Genomic DNA, 641 nt, shown 5'->3' with positions numbered 1-641 from the left:
TCTCGTAAAGAGCTTGCCAACGCCATCCGCGCACTCAGCATGGACGCCGTACAAAAAGCAAATTCCGGCCACCCGGGGGCCCCTATGGGCATGGCGGACATCGCCGAAGTCCTGTGGCGTGACTACCTCAACCACAACCCGACTAACCCGCACTGGGCTGACCGCGACCGTTTCGTGCTCTCCAACGGCCACGGCTCCATGTTGATTTACAGCCTCCTGCACCTCACCGGCTACGACCTGCCGATGCGCGAGCTGGAGAACTTCCGTCAGCTGCATTCCAAAACCCCGGGGCACCCGGAGTACGGCTACACCCCAGGCGTTGAGACCACCACCGGCCCGCTGGGCCAGGGTATCGCCAACGCCGTCGGCTTCGCCATCGCCGAACGCACCCTGGCGGCGCAGTTCAACCGCCCTGGCCACGACATCGTCGACCACCACACCTACGCCTTCATGGGCGACGGCTGCATGATGGAAGGTATCTCGCACGAAGTCTGCTCCCTGGCCGGCACCCTCAAGCTCGGCAAGCTGACCGCCTTCTACGATGACAACGGCATCTCCATCGACGGCCACGTCGACGGCTGGTTCACCGACGACACCGCCCTGCGTTTCGAAGCCTACGGCTGGCACGTGGTGCGCAACGT

General features: G+C 64.0%; 1 pseudogene. It reads left to right on the top strand.

Annotated features, from left to right (window positions below):
• Window positions 1–641: pseudogene (locus ACJ8IL_RS24735) on the top strand (transketolase); the annotation flags it as partial.

This window comes from Serratia sp. CY47444 (genome assembly GCF_052168635.1).
Taxonomy (GTDB): domain Bacteria; phylum Pseudomonadota; class Gammaproteobacteria; order Enterobacterales; family Enterobacteriaceae; genus Serratia; species Serratia bockelmannii.
This window is presented reverse-complemented; position numbering and strand designations above follow the sequence as displayed.